The sequence below is a fragment of the Cryobacterium sp. M25 genome, assembly GCF_002929635.1.
Taxonomy (GTDB): domain Bacteria; phylum Actinomycetota; class Actinomycetes; order Actinomycetales; family Microbacteriaceae; genus Cryobacterium; species Cryobacterium sandaracinum.
This window is the reverse complement of the sequence record NZ_PJJU01000049.1, coordinates 1-21279: the sequence shown is the minus strand read 5'-3', so window position 1 is coordinate 21279 and position 21279 is coordinate 1. Positions and strand designations below refer to the sequence as shown.

21 protein-coding genes are annotated in these 21279 nt (G+C 68.1%); 11 read left to right on the top strand and 10 right to left on the bottom strand.

Going from position 1 to position 21279, the window contains the following annotated elements; genetic code table 11:
• The first annotated feature begins 16 nt into the window (after positions 1-16).
• The gene (locus CXY81_RS07230) at positions 17-1810 is read left to right on the top strand and encodes a phospho-sugar mutase (RefSeq protein WP_104194457.1); all 1794 of its coding nucleotides are present in this window, start codon (positions 17-19) and stop codon (positions 1808-1810) included.
• A 113-nt stretch (positions 1811-1923) separates the two neighbouring features.
• On the opposite strand, the gene CXY81_RS07225 is transcribed toward CXY81_RS07230, so the two are convergent.
• The 10 genes from CXY81_RS07225 to CXY81_RS07180 form a co-directional block, all read right to left on the bottom strand.
• On the bottom strand, positions 1924-2196 hold the full coding sequence (locus CXY81_RS07225; RefSeq protein WP_104100338.1) for a PTS sugar transporter subunit IIB: 273 nt from the start codon (positions 2194-2196) through the stop codon (positions 1924-1926).
• Positions 2193-2657, bottom strand: coding sequence for a PTS sugar transporter subunit IIA (locus CXY81_RS07220; protein WP_104171377.1), 465 nt, complete (start codon positions 2655-2657; stop codon positions 2193-2195). Before CXY81_RS07220 ends, CXY81_RS07225 begins: the two co-directional genes overlap by 4 nt.
• Before the next feature lie 41 nt (positions 2658-2698).
• Complete coding sequence (locus CXY81_RS07215; protein ID WP_104194426.1) at positions 2699-3820, bottom strand: adenosine deaminase; 1122 nt, start codon at positions 3818-3820, stop codon at positions 2699-2701.
• A 96-nt stretch (positions 3821-3916) separates the two neighbouring features.
• Complete coding sequence (locus CXY81_RS07210; RefSeq protein WP_104194425.1) at positions 3917-5230, bottom strand: thymidine phosphorylase; 1314 nt, start codon at positions 5228-5230, stop codon at positions 3917-3919.
• Between the two features lie 2 nt (positions 5231-5232).
• Complete coding sequence (locus tag CXY81_RS07205; protein WP_255408686.1) at positions 5233-5661, bottom strand: cytidine deaminase; 429 nt, start codon at positions 5659-5661, stop codon at positions 5233-5235.
• A gap of 5 nt (positions 5662-5666) precedes the next feature.
• Complete coding sequence (locus CXY81_RS07200) at positions 5667-6962, bottom strand: ABC transporter permease (RefSeq protein WP_369828353.1); 1296 nt, start codon at positions 6960-6962, stop codon at positions 5667-5669.
• Positions 6959-8227 (bottom strand): ABC transporter permease, encoded by a 1269-nt coding sequence (locus CXY81_RS07195; protein ID WP_166784761.1) that lies wholly within the window; start codon positions 8225-8227, stop codon positions 6959-6961. Before CXY81_RS07195 ends, CXY81_RS07200 begins: the two co-directional genes overlap by 4 nt.
• Complete coding sequence (locus CXY81_RS07190) at positions 8224-9744, bottom strand: ABC transporter ATP-binding protein (protein WP_104171375.1); 1521 nt, start codon at positions 9742-9744, stop codon at positions 8224-8226. Before CXY81_RS07190 ends, CXY81_RS07195 begins: the two co-directional genes overlap by 4 nt.
• Positions 9745-9921: 177 nt before the next feature.
• Positions 9922-11016, bottom strand: a complete 1095-nt coding sequence (locus CXY81_RS07185; protein ID WP_104100343.1) for a BMP family protein — start codon at positions 11014-11016, stop codon at positions 9922-9924.
• 212 nt (positions 11017-11228) lie between these two features.
• The gene (locus CXY81_RS07180) at positions 11229-12350 is read right to left on the bottom strand and encodes a mannose-1-phosphate guanylyltransferase (RefSeq protein ID WP_104171374.1); all 1122 of its coding nucleotides are present in this window, start codon (positions 12348-12350) and stop codon (positions 11229-11231) included.
• 79 nt (positions 12351-12429) lie between these two features.
• Here CXY81_RS07180 and CXY81_RS07175 point away from each other — a divergent pair, with 79 nt between their 5' ends.
• The 10 genes from CXY81_RS07175 to CXY81_RS07130 form a co-directional block, all read left to right on the top strand.
• A complete protein-coding gene (locus tag CXY81_RS07175; protein ID WP_104171373.1) occupies positions 12430-13584 on the top strand; it encodes a glycosyltransferase family 1 protein in 1155 nt (384 codons plus the stop codon).
• A 113-nt stretch (positions 13585-13697) separates the two neighbouring features.
• Complete coding sequence (sdhC, locus tag CXY81_RS07170) at positions 13698-14111, top strand: succinate dehydrogenase, cytochrome b556 subunit (RefSeq protein WP_104100346.1); 414 nt, start codon at positions 13698-13700, stop codon at positions 14109-14111.
• A gap of 13 nt (positions 14112-14124) precedes the next feature.
• Entirely contained in the window at positions 14125-14577 is a 453-nt protein-coding gene (locus CXY81_RS07165) for a succinate dehydrogenase hydrophobic membrane anchor subunit (RefSeq protein ID WP_104100347.1), read from the top strand.
• Between the two features lie 17 nt (positions 14578-14594).
• Entirely contained in the window at positions 14595-16409 is a 1815-nt protein-coding gene (gene sdhA / locus CXY81_RS07160) for a succinate dehydrogenase flavoprotein subunit (RefSeq protein ID WP_104171372.1), read from the top strand.
• Between the two features lies 1 nt (position 16410).
• Positions 16411-17199, top strand: a complete 789-nt coding sequence (locus CXY81_RS07155) for a succinate dehydrogenase iron-sulfur subunit (protein ID WP_199183011.1) — start codon at positions 16411-16413, stop codon at positions 17197-17199.
• 99 nt (positions 17200-17298) lie between these two features.
• Positions 17299-18390: a YihY/virulence factor BrkB family protein gene (locus CXY81_RS07150; protein WP_104194424.1), complete on the top strand. Its 1092-nt coding sequence runs from the start codon at positions 17299-17301 to the stop codon at positions 18388-18390.
• A 190-nt stretch (positions 18391-18580) separates the two neighbouring features.
• Positions 18581-19348, top strand: a complete 768-nt coding sequence (locus CXY81_RS07145) for an exodeoxyribonuclease III (RefSeq protein ID WP_233194047.1) — start codon at positions 18581-18583, stop codon at positions 19346-19348.
• Between the two features lie 64 nt (positions 19349-19412).
• Complete coding sequence (gene trpS, locus CXY81_RS07140) at positions 19413-20417, top strand: tryptophan--tRNA ligase (RefSeq protein ID WP_104171369.1); 1005 nt, start codon at positions 19413-19415, stop codon at positions 20415-20417.
• Positions 20418-20424: 7 nt separating this feature from the next.
• A complete protein-coding gene (locus tag CXY81_RS16630) occupies positions 20425-20583 on the top strand; it encodes a hypothetical protein (protein WP_199183009.1) in 159 nt (52 codons plus the stop codon).
• Positions 20584-20586: 3 nt separating this feature from the next.
• On the top strand, positions 20587-21279 hold a 693-nt coding region (locus tag CXY81_RS07130; protein WP_104194454.1), incomplete at its 3' end, for an HAD family hydrolase.

Sequence of the window (21279 nt, the reverse complement as noted above, 5' to 3'; positions counted from 1 at the left end):
AGTCCTGCCCGACACGATGGTCATCAACACCATCGGCGCCGACGACGACACAGACACCAGCACCAGCACGGATGCCGTGAGCGGCAGCGAGACCGGCACCGACTCCGCTCCGGCCGCGGCTGCCACGCCGACCGTGATCGCCGTGGCCAATGCCTGGCTCAGCCAGGACCCCGATCCCGAGACCCAGGCCGAGCTGCGCCTCCTGCTGCGCGGGGCCGGCGACGGCGACGCCGTCGCACTCGCGGAGCTGCACGCCCGCTTCGACGAACGCCTCGCCTTCGGCACGGCGGGTCTGCGCGGCGCCATCGCCGCCGGCTCCAACCGGATGAACCGCGTACTCGTCTGCCAGGCAGCCGCCGGCCTCGCCGCGTTCCTGACGAAGAACGCCGTCCCGGGCCGGGTCCCCTCGGTCGTCATCGGCTATGACGGGCGCAAGAACTCGCAGGTCTTCGCCACTGACTCGGCCGCGATCATGGCCGGTGCCGGGGTACGCGCCATCCTGCTCCCCCGCTTGCTACCGACCCCCGTGCTCGCGTTCGCTGTGCGCCACCTCGACGTCGGCGCGGGCATCATGGTCACCGCCTCGCACAACCCGCCCAACGACAACGGCTACAAGGTCTACCTGGGCGGCGCCAACCAAGGCTCCCAGATCGTTTCGCCCGACGACGCCGCGATCGCGGCCGAGATCCTGCGCGTCGCCGCGGAGGAACGGGTTCCCGACCTGCCCCGGGCATCCTACGAGACGGCGCCCGAGTCGATCGTGCAGGCCTACATCGACGCGACGGCAGGTCTTGCCCGCCGGCCCCTCGCGCAGGTCAACACGGTTTACACGGCCCTGCACGGCGTCGGCTGGGACACCACCCGCCGGGTGTTTGAAGCCGCCGGCTTCGACCTGCCCACGCTCGTCGACGCCCAGATCGCCCCGGATGCCGCCTTCCCCACGGTCTCCTTCCCCAACCCAGAAGAACCCGGCGCGATGGACCTCGCCTATGAGACGGCCCGTGAGACCGGCGCCGAGCTGATCATCGCCAACGACCCCGACGCCGACCGCCTTGCGATCGCCATCCCGCAAGAGGGGTCCCCCGACGGGTACCGGCGCCTCAGCGGCAACGAGGTCGGGGCGATCCTCGGCTGGCGAGCCGCGGAACTGGCCGCGAGCGTCACCGGTGACGGCGGCGCCACCGGCACCCTCGCGTGCTCCATCGTCTCCACCCCGGCGCTGGAGGCCGTGGCGAAGGCTTACGGGCTGCGGTTCACCGACACCCTCACCGGCTTCAAGTGGGTGTCGCGCGCGCCCGACCTGATCTTCGGCTTCGAGGAGGCCCTCGGCTACCTCGTGAACCCCGAAACCGTGCGCGACAAAGACGGCATCTCCGCCGCCGTGGCGCTGCTCTCCCTGGTCAGCAATCTGAAGGCGGAGGGCGTCACCCTCGCCCAGCACCTCGACCGTTTCAGCGAACGCTTCGGCCACTTCGCCTCCGGCCAGATCTCGGTGCGCGTCACCGACCTGACCGAGATCGAGCAGGTCATGGCGCGGCTGCGCGAGACACCCCCGGTCTTCGTCGGCAGCATCGCCGTCGACCACATCGACGACCTCTCCGGGGGCTTCAACGGCCTGCCGCCCAGCGACGTGCTGCGCATCCGGCTGGCCGACGGCTCCCGCGTCATGGTGCGCCCGAGCGGCACCGAGCCCAAGCTCAAGGTCTACCTCGACACCAGCAGTTCCGTCGGCACGGTCGCCGAACGCCGGGCCGCCGCGGAGGCAACCCTCGCGGAGCTCGACCGGGGTATGCGCGAGCTGATCGCGTAGCCCCGCGAAACGCGGTGCAGCATCCGTTCGCACGGCGCGCGGGTGTTGCGCCGCTGCGCGGGTGGCGTGCCTCGCGCGCAACGGCGCAGCTGCAGCGCACCGCCGCGAGGGCGTCAGCCCAGGGCGGTCTCCAGCTTGGCGGTGAGCTCGTCCACATCGAAGTAGTTGTCGATCACGACGATATCGGCATTGGTCTTGCCGATGGCGTCGACCAGCTCCGACGAGGTAAGGATGACCTGGGCATCCGCCCCGACCGTGCTCACCCCGGCGATGTCGGTGGCCGTGACGAAAGCTTCGATGTCGAGGCGTTTGAGCGCGCGCTCGGCGTTGATTTTGAGGATGGCGGAGGTTCCCACTCCCACCCCGCAGAGTGCGACGATCTTCATGAGGGCTCCTCGGTTGCGGTCGGCACGCCGAGCAGGGCGCGGATGGCGTCGGCGTCCGTGGCCGCGGCGAGCGAGGGGATGACGTGCGCGTCGTTGAAGACGTTGGCCAGCTCGGCCACGAGCAGCACGTGCTCGTCGGAGCTGGTGACGGCGAGCCCGAGCACCACGCTGACCGGGTCGTTGTGCGGATGTCCGAACGCGACCGGGTCGGCCAGGGTCACGATGCTGAGGCCCTCGGTGTGCACATCGGGTCCGGGTCGGGCGTGCGCGAGCGCCAGCCCGGGGGCGATGACCACGTAGGCACCGAATTCCTCGATGACGGCGATCATGCGCTTCGTGTATTCGGGGGCGGTGGCGCCGGAGCGCTCGAGGGCACCACCGGCGGCGGCCACCGCGCCGCGCCAATCGTCGACGTGGACGCCGATCGCGATGGCTTCGAGGGGCAGGGGCGGAAGGGGCATGGGAACTTTCACGGGGTAGGGGGTCGGCTTTCGCGAGTCGCTCAGGCGCTTTCGAAACCGGCGACGATGGCGTCCGCCAGCTCTTCGCGTTCGTCGAGCGGGAGGAACGCGGCCTGCGCCGCGTTGAGCTGGAAGACCTCGAGGTCGTCGATGTCGTAGCCGAACGCATCGCTGAGCAGCGCGAGTTCCTGGGTCAGGGTGGTGCTGCTCATCAGGCGGTTGTCGGTGTTGACCGTGACCCGGAAGCCCAGCTGGTAGAGCAGGTCGAAGGGGTGGTCGAGCAGGTCCGCGCCCCACGCGGCGATTGCGCCGGTCTGCAGGTTGGACGACGGGCTGAGCTCGAGGGCGATGTCGCGGTCGCGCACCCACTGCGCCACCGGGCCGAGCGTGACGTAGGTGTTCTCCGCGTCTTCGCGCCCGATCACGATTTCCTCGGCCAGACGCACGCCGTGGCCCAGGCGCAATGCCCGGCCGTCGTAGAGCGCACCGCGGATGCTCTCCAACCCGTCAGCCTCGCCCGCATGCACGGTGACGGGCAGGAAGGCCTTCGCGAGGAAGTCGAACGCGTCCCGGTGGTGGTGGGCCGGGAACCCCAGTTCGGCCCCGGCGATGTCGAAGCCGACAACCCCGTTGGAACGATGCCGCACGGCGAGTTCCGCGATCTCCAGGCTGCGCTCGGCATGCCTCATGGCCGTGATCAGCTGGCCGATCCGAATGCGGGACCCGGCACCCGCGACCAGCGCGATGCCGGCCTCGATGCCCTCCTGCACCGCCTCGACGCTCTGGTCGAGGGTGAGGCCGCGGGCCAGGTGCTGCTCGGGGGCCCAGCGGATCTCCCCGTAGATCACGCCGTCGGCGGCGAGGTCCTCCACGAATTCGCGGGCCACGCGCACCAGGGCCTCGCGGGTCTGCATCACGCCGACGGTGACGTCGAAAGTCTTCAGGTAGTCGACCAGGGTGCCGGAGTCGGCCTGGGTGCTGAACCAGAAGCCGAGCGATCGGGCATCCGTCGCCGGCAGCGCCAGCCCGACCGCGTCGGCCAGCTCGATGATGGTCTGCGGGCGCAGGCCGCCGTCGAGGTGGTCGTGCAGGGAGATCTTCGGCAGTGCGTTGATGCTCGTGCCGGCACCGGGCAGCAGGTAGTCCTCAGGGCTCGTGTTCACCCCCCTAATCTACCGGCTGGGTGCTGAGAGTCACACTGCTGGCCGAGCCGGCCCGCACATCCGTTCAGATGCACGGGCCGAGACCGGCCGGGCGGTTCAGCGGCCGATGCGCTCGGCGATCAGCGGGCCGCCGTCCTGCACGGGCTCGCCGGGGTCGCCGATGCGATATGCGCCGTCCACGGCCTCCAGGGCCCGCGCGAAGCGCTCGGGTTCGTCGGCGCTGAGGGTGAACAGGGGCTGGCCGGCGCGCACGGTATCGCCAGGCTTGGCGTGCAGGTCGATGCCGGCGGCGTGCTGCACCGGATCCTGCTTGCGGGCGCGGCCGGCGCCGAGGCGCCAGGCGCCGATGCCGAACGGCAGCGCCTGCTGCTCGACGAGAACACCGTCGCGCAGGGCGGTGACGACGTGGGTCTCGCGGGCCACGGGCAGCGGGGCGTCGGGATCGCCGCCCTGGGCACGGATCACGTCGCGCCACTTGTCCATGGCGCGCCCGTCGGTGAGGGCGGATTCCACGTCGACGTCGGTGATGCCCACCAGAGCGAGCATCTCCCGGGCCAGGGCCACGGTGAGCTCGACGACATCCGCCGGCCCGCCGCCGGCGAGAACCTCGACCGATTCACGCACCTCGTTGGCGTTTCCGATCGCGAGCCCGAGCGGCACGTTCATGTTGGTGAGCAGAGCGGATGTCGCCACGCCGGCGTCCTCGCCGAGGGCGACCATGGTGCGGGCGAGCTCCCGGGACCGTTCGATGTCTTTCAGGAACGCGCCCGACCCGAACTTCACGTCCAGGACGAGGGCGCCGGTGCCCTCCGCGATCTTCTTCGACATGATCGACGACGCGATCAGCGGGATCGCCTCGACGGTGCCGGTGATGTCGCGCAGCGCGTAGAGCTTGCCGTCGGCCGGGGCCAGACCGCCGCCGGCGGCGCAGATCACGCCGCCGAATTCCTGCAGCTGCGCGAACATCTCCTCGTTGGTGAGGTGCGCACGCCAGCCGGGGATGGATTCGAGCTTGTCGAGGGTGCCGCCGGTGTGGCCGAGGCCGCGGCCGGACAGCTGCGGCACGGCCGCACCGAAGACCGCCACGAGTGGCATCAGCGGCAGGGTGATCTTGTCGCCGACGCCGCCGGTGGAGTGCTTGTCGGTGGTCGGTTTGCCGAGTCCGGCGAAGCTCATCCGCTCGCCGCTGCTCAGCATCGCCATGGTGAGATCCTTGATCTCCCGGCGGTTCATGCCGTTCAGGAAGATCGCCATGGTCATAGCGGCCATCTGCTCGTCGCCGACGTAACCGCGCGTGTACGCGTCGATCAGCCAGTCGATCTGCGGCGTGCTGAGCTCGCCCCGATCACGCTTGGTATGGATGAGGTCCACGGCGTCGAAGGCCTCGATACGGTTCTCGTTGGTGCTCACAGCTACTCTTCCTGATATTCGGCGAGCTGCCTCGGCCCGAAGGCGTCCGGCAGCACTTCATCGATGGTGCGCACACCCGACACCGTCTCCAGCAGCATGCCGGGCGCGGAATGTTCGTACAACAGCTGGCGGCAGCGGCCGCAGGGCATCAGCGTTCGGCCGTTGCCGTCGACGCAGGTGAACGCGACGAGGTGGCCTCCCCCGGTCAGGTGCAGCACGGAGACGAGGGCGCATTCGGCGCAGAGGGTGAGCCCGTAGGAGGCGTTCTCCACGTTGCATCCGCTGATCACACGACCGTCGGTGACCTGCGCTGCGGCGCCGACCGGGAACTTCGAGTACGGCACATAGGCCTGGGCCATCGCCGTCGTCGCGGCCTCCCGCAGCGCCGCCCAGTCGATGTCGCCGGCCGCTGGCGAGGCGCTGTGGCTCACGCCGGTCACGATTTGATGTAGGGCTTGCCGGATGCCGCCGGTCCCCGCGACGTTCCAACGAACCCGGCAACGGCGGCGATGGTGATCAGGTACGGCAGCATGAGCATGAACTCGCTCGGCACCGGCGAACCGATGACACTGAGCACGTTCTGCAAGTTGCTCGCGAACCCGAACAGGAGGGCGGCCAGCGTGGCCCGGATCGGATCCCAACGGCCGAAGATCACGGCGGCCAGCGCGATGAAGCCGGCTCCGGCGGTCATCTCCTTGCCGAAAGCGCCCACCGAACCGAGGGTGAAGTAGGCGCCGCCGAGGCCGACGATCGCGCCGGCGAGCGACACGTTCCAGAACCGGGTGCGGCCGACGTTGATGCCGACGGTGTCTGCCGCCTGGGGGTGCTCGCCCACGCTGCGGAGGCGCAGGCCCCACCGGGTGTGGAAGATGCCGTAGTACACCAAGGCGACGGCCACATACATGATGTAGACGATCAGGGTCTGCCGGAACAAGACCGGTCCGATGATCGGGATCTCGCTGATCAGCGGGATGTTGATCCGCTCGAATCGAGGCGGCTGGTTGAGCAGGGCCGCGTTTGGCGCCATCACCTGGGAGTAAAGGAAACCGGTGACGCCGATCACGAGAACGTTGAGCACGACACCGACGATGACCTGGTCGACGAAGTACTTGATCGAGAACGAGGCGAGCACCATCGAAACGAGAACGCCGGCGAACATGGCCGCGACGAGGCCGAGGATGGGCTGGTTGGTCAGGGACGCCACCATGGCCGAGGTGAACGCCCCGGCGAGCAGTTGCCCCTCGATGGCGATGTTGACCACGCCGACCCGTTCGGAGATGACACCGCCGAGTGCACCGAAGATCAGCGGTACGGCCAGGCTGAGCGAACCGAACAGCAGCCCGGGCACCGGGATGGACTCGCCGGCGGCGGCCCAGACCAGGAATCCGATCAGGAAGAGGACCGCGTAGACGGAGATAAGCCAGATCGGCACCTGACGCCGGGACTGCACCAGCCACACGCTCACGCCCGTGATCAAAAGCAGCAGCACACTGATGACGATGCCGGTCAGCCGCGTGGGCAGCAGGAGATCGGGAAGCTGGATCAGGTCGCTCGAGGTGGAGAGCCGCATGGTGCTGACGCCCTCGCGGCCGAAGGCCACGAAGAGCGCGAGGGCGACGACGGTGAAGATCGCCAGGGCGATGGGCGACTTCCAACTCTTCACGATTTTGAATTCGGGGCGATCGTCGGCGGTGGACGAAATGGGCTGGACGGCCGGGGCAACGGTGCTCACTGTGCAGCCACCTCCTGGGAAACGTTGGGCAGTGCCCGGCGGGGCGCGGAGCCCGGGGCCGGCAGTCGGAAGATGGCCCGCACGAGGGGCGGAGCCGCGATGAAAAGCACGATCAGTGACTGCACGACGAGCACGATGTCGATCGGCACACCCTCGGCCGCCTGCATCGAGAAACCGCCGGCCTTGAACGCGCCGAACAGGATGCCCGCGGCGAACACACCCCAGGGCTTGGAACGGCCCAGCAGCGCGACCGTGATCGCATCGAAGCCGATGCCGGAGTCCAGTCCGGCGCCGAAACCGCTGGTCGTGGTGCCGAGCACCTGGTTGATGCCGGCCAGGCCGATCAGTCCGCCCGAGAACAGCATCGCGTAGACGTAGATGCGCTTGACGCTGATGCCGGCGACGCGCGCCGCGTGGGGGTTCAGTCCCACGGCCCGGAACTGGAAGCCCAGGTTCGACCGGGACAGCAGCCACCAGGTGAAAACCGTGGCGGCGATGGCCAGGATGAAGCCGAAGTGCAGCGAGTACGTCGAGCCGAGAAGGTCGGGGAAGACCGCGGTGACCTTCGTCGCCGGGCTCTTCGGGTTGTTCGATCCGGGGGTCTTCAGGAAGCCCTCGCGCAGCAGGTAGCTGACCAGGTAGAACGCGACGTAGTTGAGCATGATCGTGGTGATCACCTCATGGGCGCCGGTGCGGGCCTTGAGCAGACCCACGATCCCACCCCAGAGGGCGCCGCCGAGCACGCCGGCCACGAGGGCCGCGACCATGTGCAGGCCGTAGGGCAGGTCAACGGCGAAACCGACCCAGCCGCCGAGGGCGGCGGCGATCAGCATCTGGCCGCGGCCACCGATGTTGAACATGCCCACCCGGAAGCCCAGCGCCACGCCGAGCCCCGCCATGATCAGCGGGGTCGCGAAGGTGAGCGTCTCGGTGAGCGGCTTGATGCCGGCGGCGAAGCTCGGTCGACGGAAGTTGTAGACCGACCCCTGAAACAGGGCCGAGTAGGCGCCGGACACGGAATACCAGACTTCCCGCAGCAGGTCGCCGGGCCGGGAGAAGAAGTAGCCTGCGGCTTCCTGAACGCCCTCGTTGGTGAAGGCGATCATGATGCCGCCGACGAAGAGCGCGAGCACGACGGCGAGCACGGAGATGATCGCGTTGCCGGTGGTGATCTCGCGAAACGCCTGGTTCCAGCGGGACGGCTGTTCGGGGGCCGGGCTTGACGGCGTTCCTGACTCGGTCGTGGGACCCTGTGTCGCGCTCACGCGGCAGCTCCTTCTCCGGCGGGCGTTTCGCCGGCCATCATCAAACCGAGTACGGCGCGCGGCGTGTCACCGGGAACGATGCCGACGATGCGACCGCGGTACATGACCATGATCCGGTCCGCGAGGGCTGCCACCTCGTCGAGCTCCGTCGAGATGACGATCACGGGTGTGCCGGCATCCCGGGTGGCCACGATGCGTTCGTGGACGAACTCCACCGAGCCGACGTCGAGCCCGCGGGTGGGCTGGGCTGCGACGAAGAGGCGCAGATCGCGGCCGAGCTCGCGGGCGAGCACGACCTTCTGCTGGTTGCCGCCGGAGAGCTTGCCGACCGGGGTCTCGATGCCCTGGGCGCGCACGTCGAACTCTGTGACTTTTTTTTCGGCGAACGCGGCGAGGAAGGCCCGCTGCACGTTCCACCGTTTGACGAAGGGGAGCGCGTTCGAGCGGTCGAGCATGAGGTTCTCGGCGATGGTGAACTCACCGACCAGTCCGTCTTCGTTGCGGTCTTCCGGCACGAATCCGACTCCGGCGTCGAGTACCTGGCGCACCGAATGCCCGCGCAGCGACTTGCCGTCGAGGGTGATCTCCCCGGAGACCCGCGATTGGAGCCCCATCATCGCCTCGGTGAGTTCGGTCTGGCCGTTTCCCTGCACCCCGGCGATGGCCAGGATCTCGCCCTTGTGCACCTCGAAGCTGACGTTGTTGACCAGGATCTGGCCGTGCGGGCCCAGCACGGTGAGGTTCTTCACCGACAGAACCACCTCACCGGGCAGTGCCGGGGACTTGTCCACGGTGAGGTCGACCGCACGGCCGACCATCTGGGTGGCCAGCTCGACGTTGCTCGCGGTCGGGGACGCCTCGCCGACGACCTTGCCCAGACGGATGACGGTGATCCGGTCGGCGACTTCGCGCACCTCGCGCAGCTTGTGGGTGATGAACACGATGGAGGTACCGCTCGCCTTGAGCTGGCGCATGATGACCATCAGCTCGTCGGTCTCCTGCGGCGTGAGCACGGCGGTGGGCTCGTCGAAGACGAGCACCTTCGCGTCGCGCGAGAGCGCCTTGATGATCTCGACCCGCTGCTGCACGCCGACGGGGAGGTCTTCGACGAGCGCATCCGGGTCGACGTCGAACCCGAACCGCCGGGAGATCTCGCGCACGTGCTTGCGGGCCGCGGGCAGGTCGAGGCGACCGCCGGCCTTGGTCTCCTCATGCCCGAGCATGACGTTCTCGGCGACGGTGAACACCGGGATGAGCATGAAGTGCTGGTGCACCATGCCGATGCCGGCGGCCATGGCGTCGCCGGGGCCGCTGAAGTGCTGCACCACGTCGTCGAGGAGGATATCGCCCTCCTCGGCCCGGTACAGGCCGTAGAGCACGTTCATCAGGGTGGATTTCCCCGCGCCGTTTTCGCCGAGCAGTGCGTGGATTTCTCCGGCCTCGACGGTGAGGTCAATGTGGTCATTCGCGACCAGGGCACCGAATCGCTTCGTAATGCCTCGAAGTTCGAGCTTCATGTCGTCGATTCTATTCAGTGGTGAGCGAAAGTTGACACTCTTGCTCATATGTTGGCGGGGTGGCGCCGTTCGCTTGGGTGTGCAGGCATCCCGGCCGACGACATCCGCCCACTGACGCAGGAGGGGAGGCACGCAAGATGCGTGCCTCCCCGACTGCGTCTGAGTGCTGTTTCGGTGCTACTTCGGGGTCGCGGGCGACTCAACCTTGAGAGCGCCGCTGATGATGTCGGCCTTGATGGCCTCGATCTCGGTCATGACCGCGGGGTCGACCTTGGACTCCCAGTCGTGGAGCGGGGCGATGTCGACGCCCTCGTTCTCGAGCGTGCCGACGTAGGGGGTGGACGAGAAGTCGCCCTCAGCGTCGTCGAGGATGATCTGCTCGGTGGCATCCGTCATCTGCTTGAGCACCGAGGTGAGGTACAGCGAAGCGAACTCGGGCGTGGTCTCGAACAGGTCGCTGTCGACACCGATGATGGCGACGTCCTTGCCGGAGTCCTGAATGGCCTGCGCGGTGCCCTGGAAGAGCGGTCCGGCAACCGGGAGGATGATGTCAGCGCCGGCGTCGATCAGGGTGGTGCTGAGCGCCTTGCCCTGGTTGATGTCGTCGAAGCCACCGGCGAACAGGCCGGTCTGGGTGGCCTTGTCCCAGCCGCTGACGGTGACGTCGGTGCCCTTCTTCTCGTTGTGGTACGCGACGCCGTCGACAAAGCCGTCCATGAAGATGGTGACCGACGGGAACTGGAGTCCGCCGTAGGTGCCGACGACTCCGGTCTTGGTGGTGCCCGCGGCCAGGTAGCCGGCCAGGAACGCGGCCTGCGCCGTGTCGTACAGCACCGGCTTCACGTTGTCGAGCGTCAGCGGGCTGAAGTCGTCATTGGAGAGCGCGGAGTCGATCAGCGCGAAGTTGGTGTCGGGCGCGGCCTGGGCGGCATCGCGGGTGGCGTTGGAGAGGGCGAAACCGACGGTGAGGACGAAGTCGCAACCCTGGTCGACCATGCTCGAGACGTTCGGGCCGTACTGGTCTTCCGACTTGGACTCGGCCTGCTGGAATTCGATGCCGAGCTCGTCGGAGGCCTTGGTGATGCCCTCGAAGCTGGACTGGTTGAAGGACTTGTCGTCGAAGCCGCCGAAGTCGGAGACGATGCAGGGCAGGTAGTCGGATTCGGCACCGCCACCAGCGGTTCCCTCATCGGTCGGCGCCGGCGCACAGGCTGCGAGAAGGGCCACGACGCCCAGCGTGGCAAGGCCGCTGAATGCGACCCGTCGTTTCATGATTGTCAAAATGAGCTCCAATGGTCGCCCGACGCGGGTTCGCAAGGGGCTGTATTGAGTTACACGCTATCGAATGATTCTCTGCTCAGAGGAGCAAAACGGGCCCGTGGGCGAAAGGTTATCAAGACGCGATACTGGTCCGCGGCGGGCCTGCCGGACGCCCCGGCCGAATCGGGCCCGAAAATGCCCCCGATCGGGGGGTTTAATGCCGATTAGAGCACGTCGTTGCTGCCGGACAGCTTCAGCGCGTCGACGACGGCCTTGACCTTCTGCGCGTTGGCGCTGGTGGTGATGAGGAGGGCGTCCGGGGTGTCGACCACGACGATGTCCTCGACGCCGATCAGGGCGATCATGCGCCCGGTGTGGCTGACCACGATCCCGCTCGAGGAGTCGGCAAGCACCCGGGCACCGTCGCCGAGGATGGCGAGATCGCGCTTGCGGCCGTTGGCGTGGATTTTCGCGATCGATGCGAAGTCACCCACGTCGTCCCAGTCGAACTGGCCGGGGATCACGGCGAGCTTGCCGCGGGCGGCCGCCGGTTCGGCGACCGAGTAGTCGATCGCGATCTTCTTCAAACGGGGCCAGACGCGGTCGACCACGGCGCCGCGGCGCGGGGTATCCCAGGCCTCGGCCAGTTCAAGCAGCCCGGCGAGAAGTTCGGGCTCGGACGCCCCGATCTCTTCGAGCAGGCGGTCGGCGCGGGCGATGAACATGCCGGCGTTCCAGAAATAGGTGCCGTTGGCCAGGTAGTCCTGGGCGGTGGCAAGGTCGGGCTTCTCCACGAAGGAGTCCACCGACAGGGCGCTGGCAGCTCCTGCAATGTGCAGCGCGCCGGCGGTCTTGATATAGCCGAAGCCGACGGCCGGCTCCGTGGGCTGGATGCCGATGGTGGCGATGTAGCCGGCGTCGGCGGCGCGCACGGCCTCGGCGACCGCCTGGCGGAACAGGTGGTGTCCCTTTATCACGTGGTCGGCGGCGAAGGAGCCGATGATGACGCCCGGTTCGCGCTTCTCCAGAATCGCCGCGGCCAGGCCGATGGCGGCGGTGGACTCGCGCGGCTCGCTTTCGAGCACCACGTTCAGGTCGGCGAGCTCGGGGAGCTGCTCCTCGACGGCGGCGCGGTGCGCGCGGCCGGTGACCACCATGATGCGCTGCTCGCCCGACAGAGGTGCGAGGCGATCCCAGGTGGCCCGGAGCAGGGTCTGGCCGGAGCCGGTCAGGTCGTGCAGGAATTTGGGGGCGTCGGCGCGGGACAGCGGCCACAGCCGGGATCCGATCCCACCGGCGGGAATCACGCTGTAGAAACGATCGAGTGGTTCCGTGGAAGGCAGCATTCGGCCAGACTACCGCCCGGTCCACGCCGTTCACGGTGCGTTCACCTGCCCGCCGGAGGGCGTGCCTAGGGTCACCCTCATGAGGGTTGCACTCATCACCGAAAGTTTTCTGCCCACGGTCAGCGGAGTCACCACGAGCGTGTGCAAGGTGCTCGAGCATCTTTCCCGCACGGGCCACGACGCGATGGTCATCGCCCCGGCCGGCGCCCCGGCCGAGTACGCCGGGTTCCCCGTGCACGGTGTTCCCGCGGCACGCTACCGGCAGTTCCCGGTGGGAATGCCCAGCCCGCAGGTGCACCGGCTGCTGGCCGATTTCGCCCCGGACGTGCTGCACGCGGCGTCGCCGTTCCTGCTCGGCGCCCAGGGCATCGCGGCCGCGAACCGGCAGGACGTTCCCAGCGTCGCCGTTTTCCAGACGGATGTCGCCGGCTACGCCCGCCGCAACCGGCTCGGCCCGGCCGCGCAGTCCGTCTGGCGTTTCGTCAAGTGGGTGCACGAGGGAGCCGACCTCACCCTGGCTCCCTCCTCCGCGTCGATGGCGGACCTGCGCCGCATCGGCCTGCGGCGGCTAGCGCACTGGACCCGCGGCGTCGACCTGGTCGGCTACCACCCCAACCGGAGATCCGACCCGGAGGCGTCGGCGCTGCGGAGCCGGCTGGCCCCGAACGGGGAGGTCGTCGTGGGCTACGTCGGCCGCCTGGCACCGGAGAAGCAGGTGGAGAGGTTCCGGGCCCTGCGCGGGCTGCCCGGCATCCGTCTCGCCCTCGTCGGCGACGGCCCGTCGCGGCCGGCGCTCGAGCGGGAGCTCGCCGGGATACCGGTGACCTGGCTCGGCCGCCTGGACGGGGCGGATCTCGCCCGGGCTTACGCGAGCTTCGACCTGTTCCTGCACGCGGGCACCGAGGAGACCTTCGGCCAGACCCTGCAGGAGGCGCACGCCGCCGGGCTGCCGGTCGTCGCACCGCGGGCCGGCGGCCCGATCGACCTGGTCAGCCACGGCGAAAACGGCTTCCTCTTCATTCCGGACGACGAGAGAGACCTGCGCCGCTGCGTCGCCCGGCTGGTCCTGGACCCTGCGCTGCGGCGGCGGATGGGCGAGGCGGGACGCCGGAGCGTGCTCGGTCGATCCTGGGAAAACGTTTGCGGCGCGCTGCTGGCGCATTACGAGCAGGTCGTCGACGAACGAGCCGCCGTTCGCGCCATGGTTGCGGTTCCGCTGTCAATGCAGCGCTAGCCGGACATTCGCGTTTTATCTCGGCACAGAGACACTTATAATTGAATCATGTGCGCACGGCGCATTGTCGGCCTGCTTCGTCGAGGCCGCTACACAGCCAGGGAGGGTTGGTCATGCCAGAGCAGGCAGCGACACTGACATCCCAGCAGAAGACGACATCACGTCGCCCCGCCGGCACCCTGTATCGGGGCCGTGAGGGCATGTGGTCGTGGGTCCTCCACCGCATTACGGGTGTTGCGATCTTCTTCTTCTTGCTGGTTCACATCTTGGACACCGCGCTGGTGCGCGTCAGCCCGGAGGCTTACAACGCGGTCATCAGCAGCTATCAGACGCCGATCATGGGCCTCGGCGAAACCGCGCTCGTCGGGGCCATCGTGTTCCACGCCTTCAACGGGATTCGGATCATCCTGATCGACTTCTGGAACGCCAAGTACCAGAAGGCCATGTTCTACGTTGTGGTCGCCTTGTGGGTGGTAACGATGCTCGCCTTCGTGCCGCGCCACCTGATCAACGTGTTCAGCCACTAGAACGGGGAGAGCCATGACATCCACAATCGAAGCTCCCCGCAGCCCCTACTCCCGCGCGCCGCGCTCCCGCGGCGTGAACTGGGAGAAGTGGGGCTGGATCTACATGCGCGTCTCCGGCGTCGTGCTGGTCGTGCTCATCTTCGGACACCTCTTCGTCAACCTGATGGTCGGCGAGGGCGTCAGCGCCCTCAACTTCGCTTTCGTCGCCGGCAAGCTGACCACCCCGTTCTGGATGGTCTGGGACGTTCTCATGCTCTGGCTCGCCCTGATCCACGGCGGCAACGGCATGCGCACGCTGGTCAACGACTACGCCACGCAGCGTCTGACACGCGGCATCCTGAAGTCCGCCATCCTGGCGGCCGTCGTGATCCTGATCGTGCTCGGCACGCTCGTGGTCTTCACGTTCGACCCTTGCCCGGCCGGTTCGCCCGCCGATCTTCTTCCCTCGTTTTGCTCGGCCATCTAGGAGCTGCTAAAACCCATATGACTACGGATGCTTCAACCGCGCCCTCAGAGTCCACCGTCGTCGACGGTGTGCACTACCACCAGTTCGACATCGTCATCGTGGGAGCCGGCGGTGCCGGTATGCGTGCCGCCATCGAAGCCGGCTCCGGCGCCAGCACGGCCGTGATCTCCAAGCTGTACCCGACGCGTTCGCACACGGGTGCGGCGCAGGGCGGGATGGCCGCGGCCCTCGCCAACGTCGAAGAAGACAACTGGGAATGGCACACCTTCGACACGGTCAAGGGCGGCGACTACCTGGTGGACCAGGACGCGGCCGAGATCCTCGCCAAGGAAGCCATCGACGCGGTCATCGACCTCGAGAACATGGGCCTGCCCTTCAACCGAACGCCGGAGGGCAAGATCGACCAGCGCCGGTTCGGCGGCCACACCAGCGACCACGGCAAGGCGCCGGTACGGCGGGCCTGCTACGCCGCCGACCGCACCGGCCACATGATCCTGCAGACGCTCTACCAGAACTGCGTCAAACGCGGCATCAACTTCTTCAACGAGTACTACGTGCTCGACCTGGTCATGACACCGGTCGACGGGGTCGACCAGCCCTCGGCCGTCGTCGCCTACGACCTGTCCACCGGCGAACTGCACGTCTTCCAGGCGAAGGCGTTCATCTTCGCCACCGGCGGGTTCGGCAAGATCTACAAGACCACCTCCAACGCGCACACCCTCACCGGCGACGGCGTGGGCATCGTGTGGCGCAAGGGCCTGCCGCTCGAGGATATGGAGTTCTTCCAGTTCCACCCGACCGGACTGGCGGGCCTGGGCATCCTGCTCACCGAGGGCGCGCGCGGCGAGGGCGCCATCCTCCGCAACGCGGCCGGTGAACGGTTCATGGAGCGCTACGCGCCCACCATCAAGGACCTCGCCCCGCGGGACATCATCGCCCGTTGCATGGTCAAGGAGGTCGCGGAAGGCCGCGGTGCCGGTCCCAACAAGGACTACCTGTACCTCGACTGCACCCACCTCGGTGCCGAGGTGCTCGAGACCAAGCTGCCCGACATCACCGAGTTCGCCCGCACCTACCTGGGCGTCGACCCGGTCACCGAACCGGTGCCGGTCATGCCCACCGCGCACTACGCGATGGGCGGCATCCCCACCAACGTGAACGCGGAGGTGCTGCGCAACAATACGACCGTCGTGCCCGGCCTCTACGCGGCCGGCGAATGCGCCTGCGTGTCCGTGCACGGCTCCAACCGCCTCGGCACCAACTCGTTGCTCGACATCAACGTCTTCGGCAAGCGCGCCGGCAACAACGCCGTCGCCTACGTCAAAACAGCCGAGTTCACGCCGCTGCCGACCGACCCGGCCCGGGGTGTGCGGGAGCTGCTGGAAGGAATCCGCACCTCGACGGGAACCGAGCGCATCGCGGTGCTCCGCAAGGAGCTGCAGGAGACGATGGACGCCAAGGCGCAGGTATTCCGCACCGACGAGTCGCTCTCCGACGTCACCAACGTGATCCACGGCCTGCGCGAGCGGTACAAGAACATCGGCGTGCAGGACAAGGGCCGCCGGTTCAACACCGACCTTCTCGAGGCCGTCGAACTCGGCTTTCTGCTCGACCTGGCCGAGGTCGTCGTGTACTCCGCACGCAACCGCAAGGAAAGCCGCGGCGGGCACATGCGCGACGACTTCCCCCTGCGCGACGACGCCAACTACCTCGTGCACACCATGGCCTACCTGACCGGAGACCCGCTCTCCGCCGACGCCGCCGACCACATTGCGCTCGACTGGAAGCCGGTCACCATCACGCGCTACCAGCCGATGGAAAGGAAGTACTGAGTTGAGTACCGCAACCGCAACCGCACCGACAACCGCACCGACAACTGCGAGTGCCCCGGTCGTGCCGGAGGAAATCCAGTCCTTCACCGTGACCCTGATCATCCGCCGGTACAACCCGGAGGTCGACGACGAACCGCACTGGGACGACTTCGACGTACAGATGTACCCGACGGACCGCGTGCTCGACGCTCTGCACAAGATCAAGTGGGAGCAGGACGGCTCACTGAGCTTCCGCCGCTCCTGTGCGCACGGCATCTGCGGCTCGGACGCCATGCGCATCAACGGCCGCAACCGCCTGGCCTGCAAGACCCTGATCAAGGACCTCGACATCACCAAGCCGGTATACGTGGAGGCGATCAAGGGCCTGCCGCTGGAGAAGGACCTGATCGTGGACATGGAGCCGTTCTTCGAATCGTTCCGTGCCGTGCAGCCGTTCCTGGTGGCGAACAACGCCCCCACCGACGGCAAGGAGCGCATCCAGACCGTCGCCCAGCGCGAACGCTTCGATGACACGACGAAGTGCATCCTCTGCGCCGCGTGCACGTCGAGCTGCCCGGTGTTCTGGACCGACGGACAGTACTTCGGTCCGGCCGCGATCGTCAACGCGCACCGCTTCATCTTTGACTCGCGCGACGACAACGCCGCCGTGCGCCTCGACATCCTGAACGACAAGGAAGGCGTGTGGCGCTGCCGCACGACCTTCAACTGCACCGAGGCGTGCCCCCGCGGGATCCAGGTCACGCAGGCCATCTCCGAGGTCAAGCAGGCCATGCTGCGCGGCATAGTGTAGCCGGTCCGAACCCTGGGGCCGGTCTTGTCACGACGTTTCGTCGTGGCGAGACCGGCCTTTCGCTTTCTCCGCTGCCCGGCTGCCGCTTAGGCTGAGCGGGTGAACACTCCCACGGCGATCGACCGGACCAAGACACTCATCGCGCGGGTGATGCGCTCGCGCCCGGTGCGGGTCTTCACCCGGTTCGGTGAAAGCGGCGGCGGCATCCTGGCCGGCGGCATGTCCTACCAGGCCATCTTCGCGACGTTCGCGGCCCTCTGGCTGACCTTCTCCATCGCGGGGCTGTGGATCACGTCCAATCCCGACCTCGAGCTGACGCTCTACTCCTTCATCAACCAGTCCGTGCCCGGGCTGATCGGCGAGGAAGGCGTGATCGACCCGAGCGTCCTCGCCGACGCCAGGGTCCTCGGCTGGTCGGGCGTCATCGCACTGGTCGGCCTGCTCGCGACCGTGCTCGGCTGGCTCTCGACAACGGCGCAGGCAGTGCGCACGATCTTCCGGATGCCGCCCGACAAGACCTTCATCCTCCTCGTCAAGCTGCGGGAGCTGGGCCTCGGAGTGCTGTTCGCGGTCGTGCTCGTGGTGTCGGCGTTGATCTCGATCGCGAGCACCGAGGCGCTCGGGGCCCTGTTCGGGCTTTTCGGGGTGTCCCGGGATTCGTTCTGGTTCAACGGCGCCGCCCGAGCGGTCGGCCTGCTCCTCGTGCTCCTGATCGACACGATCACCCTCGCCGCACTGTTCCGGGTGCTGTCGCGGGTGCGGATCCCCGTTCGCCAGCTCATCACCGGCTCCATCCTGGGCGCGGTGGGCCTCGGTGTCCTCAAGGTCCTCGGCAGCACGCTGCTCGCCGGCGCCGGCCGCAACCCGCTGCTCGCCGCATTCGCGGTGATCATCGGACTCCTGATCTGGTTTAACCTGACCAGCACCCTGACACTGCTCGCGGCATCCTGGATCGCCGTCGGCATGGACGACGCCGGGTTCTCACCGCGACGGATCAGCGCGGACGAGGTTGCCACCGAGAAGCGCCGGCAGGAGGGGGAGGCGTTCCGCGTGGTGGTGCAGGCCGAGCTTCGGGAGGCCCGCCTCGCACACGACACCGCGGCCTGGCCCCAGCGGCTGCTCACCGCGCGTCGCCTGCGCGCCGCCGAGAAGCGAGCCGCTGAGCTGACGAACGACGGCCCCTCGGCCTGAGCCAAAGTAGAATCGGGGAATGCCTTCCGCCTCGACTGCCGCCTCGACTGCCGCTTCCACCCCGGCCGCGTCCGACCCTGCTTCCTCCGCCGCCTCCGCCGATTCCGCTGTGTCCGCGGCTTTCGCCGGCGAGCGCCTGCGGATCGCGAGCGTGAACGTGAACGGCGTGCGCGCCGCCTTCCGCAAGGGAATGGGCGGCTGGCTGTCCGAACGCGACGTGGACATCCTCGCCCTTCAGGAGGTGCGTGCCTCGACCGAGGACCTCGAGGGTCTGCTCGGGCCGGAATGGAGCATCCTGCACGACGCCGCCACCGCGAAGGGCCGGGCCGGGGTGGCCCTGGCCAGCCGATCGACCGCGGCCATCCACCGGGTCGAGCTCGGCGCCGCCGAATTCGACAGCGCCGGCCGCTGGCTCGAAGCCGACTACGAGGTCAACGGCAAATTGATCACCGTCGTGAGCACCTATGTGCACTCCGGCGAGGTAGGTACCCCGAAGCAGGTCGAGAAGTACAGGTTCCTCGACGCCATGCTCGAACGACTGCCCGAGCTCGCCGCGCACAGCGACCGGGCCGTCGTGCTCGGTGACCTGAACGTCGGGCACCGCACGCTCGACATCAAGAATTGGCGCGGAAACGTGAAGCACGCCGGGTTCCTGCCCGAGGAGCGCGCCTACTTCGACCGCATCGTCGGCGCCGAAGACGCCCCGGACTACAACGCCGGGGCCGGACTCGGCTGGATCGACGTGGGGCGCCGGTGGGCCGGCGAAGTGGACGGGCCGTTCACCTGGTGGTCGTGGCGCGGCCAGGCGTTCGACAACGACACCGGCTGGCGGATCGACTACCAGCTGGCCACATCGGCGCTCGCGGCATCCGTCACCGGCTACGTCGTCGACCGCGCGGCCGCCTACGACCAGCGCTGGTCCGACCACACCCCCGTGGTCGTCGACTACACCATCTGACCTCCCCTCCAACTCGCGCCTTCGGCCCGGCCGGCGGCCACACGCTACGAAAAGATCTGATCCCATGGACAAGCCCCGCCTCTACTCGGGCATGCAGCCGAGCGCCGATTCCCTGCAGATCGGCAATTACATCGGCGCCCTCCTGAACTGGAAGGCGCTGCAGCAGACCCACGACGCGTACTTCTCCATCGTCGACCTGCACGCCCTGACCGTGGCGCAGGACCCGGTGAAGCTGCGGGAGAACACCCGCCGCACCGCCGCCCAATACATCGCGAGCGGCATCGACCCGTCGGCGTCGACACTGTACGTGCAGTCGCATGTCGCCGCGCACGCCCAGCTGGCTTGGGTGCTGAACACGATCACCGGTTTCGGCGAGGCCAGCCGGATGACCCAGTTCAAGGACAAATCCGCCCGGCAGGGATCGGACGCGACCACCGTGGGACTGTTCGCCTACCCGATGCTGATGGCCGCGGACATTCTGCTGTACGACACCGAGATCGTGCCGGTCGGCGAAGACCAGCGTCAGCACGTTGAACTGACCCGCGACCTCGCGGCGCGCTTCAACGCCCGGTTCGGGCAGACGTTCACGGTGCCGGAGGTCGCCATCGTCACGGAGACCGCCAAGATCTACGACCTGCAGAACCCGACGTCGAAGATGTCGAAGTCGGCCGAGTCGCACGCGGGCGTGATCTGGCTGCTCGACGAGCCGGCGGTGACGAATAAGAAGATCATGCGCGCGGTCACGGATGCCGAGGGCGGCGTGGTCTTCGACCGCGAGAACAAGCCGGGCGTGGCCAACCTGCTGACGATCTACTCGGTGCTCGCGGAACGCTCGGTGGGTTCGATCGAGGACGAGTACGCCGGCCGCGGCTACGGCGACCTGAAGAAAGGTCTCGCCGAGGTGGTCACGGGCACGTTCGGGCCGATCCGGGCGCGCGTTCTCGAGCTGCTCGACGACCCGGCCGAACTCGACCGACTCCTCGCCCTCAACGCGGACCGGGCGGCGACGGTGGCCAACGAGACGCTGGCGCGCGCCTACGACCGCGTCGGTCTGCTACCGCGGCGCTAGGGCGGTGGTGGCGATTGTGGTGAGCTCGCTGCCGATGGGGCGGGGCCGGCCCGTCGACGTCGTCGTCATGGCCGTCGTCGTCGTCATGGTCGTCGTCGTCGTCATGTTCGTCATGGTCGTCATGGTCGTCATGGTCGTCATGGTCGTCGACGTCGTCGTCGGGTAGCGGATGTCCGCGCCCGCGGTCGTTCTGTTCGACCTCGATGACACCCTGTTCGCCCATCGCGGTGCCGTGGCCGACGGCATCCGCGCCTACCTCGGCTCTCTGGGCGGCACCTTCACCGACGCCGACCCCGGCACGGCGCTGGCGCTCTGGGACGACCTGGAAGAGCGGCATTACCACGCCTACCTCGCCGGCAGTCTGGACTTCGCCGGGCAGCGCCGGGAGCGGGCCCGCGACTTCGCGGCGGCGCACGGCCTGACCCTGACCGGGCCGGCTGCGACGAGCTGGTTCGACGCGTATTTTCTGCACTATCGGGCGAGCTGGCGCCTCCACACCGATGCGCTCCCCTGCCTCGACGCGCTGGCCGTCGCCTTTCCGGGCGTGCGGATCGGGCTGATCACCAACGGTGAGTCGACGCCTCAGGGGCACAAACTGGCGGACACCGGGCTCGACGTGCGGGTGGAGCACGTGATCGCATCCGGCAGCCTGGGCTTCGCCAAGCCGGATCCTCGCATCTTCCGGCATGCCTGCATGGTGTTCGAGTCGGAGCCGGAGCAGACCGTTTACGTGGGCGACCGGCTGCGCACGGACGCGATCGGAGCCGCCGCGGTCGGGCTGACTGGAGTCTGGCTGGACCGGACCGCGGCCGGGGCTGGTGGTACTGGGGCTGGAGGTGGGGCTGGGGCCGGGGCCGGGGCT